This is a genomic window from Colidextribacter sp. OB.20, from assembly GCF_009911595.1.
GTDB lineage: Bacteria > Bacillota > Clostridia > Oscillospirales > Oscillospiraceae > Lawsonibacter.
In genome coordinates, this window is record NZ_QWKG01000103.1 from 1 (window position 1) to 879 (window position 879).

Sequence of the window (879 nt, forward strand, 5' to 3'; positions counted from 1 at the left end):
TAGTAGATATAGACGCGCCCCTGCTCATCGTACCAGCCGTTCTTGGCCGACAGGCTCATGCGATCCAGCAGCAGGCCGTACAGCAGCTTGGCGTCCGTAGACAGGCGCTTGAAGCGGTCCCCGGTGACAAGCTGGCGGGGGATGCGGTAGAAAGAAAACTGATTGCTCTCGTCACCGTAGTAGTAATCAAAGGATGTTTCTGCGGCCATGTTCCGGCTCTCCTTTCCAGACAACAAAAAAGCGCCCCTTTCGGGACGCTTTACTGTTGGGTTTTCACCCATATTGCCAATTTCAATAACATTTTCCGCTTTATATTGTACGGATGCAGGGAAACGTACCAGCTAACAGGGATTTTTAGAGGGACACCGTGGACAGCCGCTTTTAGACTGGTTCGATTGAATTTTTCTGGCCGCCATACGTCACCATCCGCTATTTCCTATTTTTTCTCGCTATTTTCGTCATTTTTTCTCTATGATTTTTGTATCATAGAACCGTATCACGTGGTACTGTCAGCGCCAATGATAAAATGAAAGAAAACGCCGAGGAAAAAATGTAGTTTTGTGGCGGAGAGGAGGGAAAAAAGATAGACTCCCAATCAGGGCGAAAAAGAGCCCGGAAAGGGAGTCAGGACATGAAAGGAGCACAGTGGATGGATATCCGAAGCGACAGACAAAAAGGGCTGAGCTATGTGGAGCTGGGACGGAAGTACCACATGGACCCGCGGACGGCAAAGCGGTACGCGGAATCACCGCAGAAGCCGGAGTACACATTGAGCGAACCCAAGCCAACAAAGATGGACCCGTACAAGCAGATCGTGGACGAATGGCTGGAGGAAGCGCCGTATTCAGCACTGCGGATTCTGGAGAAGCTGCGGGAAAT

1 protein-coding gene and 1 pseudogene are annotated in these 879 nt (G+C 50.5%); one reads left to right on the forward strand and one right to left on the reverse strand.

Translation table 11 applies throughout. The features are described from left to right. The coding region (locus tag D1641_RS17995) for a replication initiator protein A (protein ID WP_201757428.1) at positions 1 to 209 on the reverse strand (209 nt) is incomplete at its 3' end. A gap of 440 nt (positions 210 to 649) precedes the next feature. On the opposite strand from D1641_RS17995, the pseudogene D1641_RS18000 reads away from it, so the two are divergent. Continuing rightward, positions 650 to 879, forward strand: a pseudogene (locus D1641_RS18000) (hypothetical protein); the annotation flags it as partial.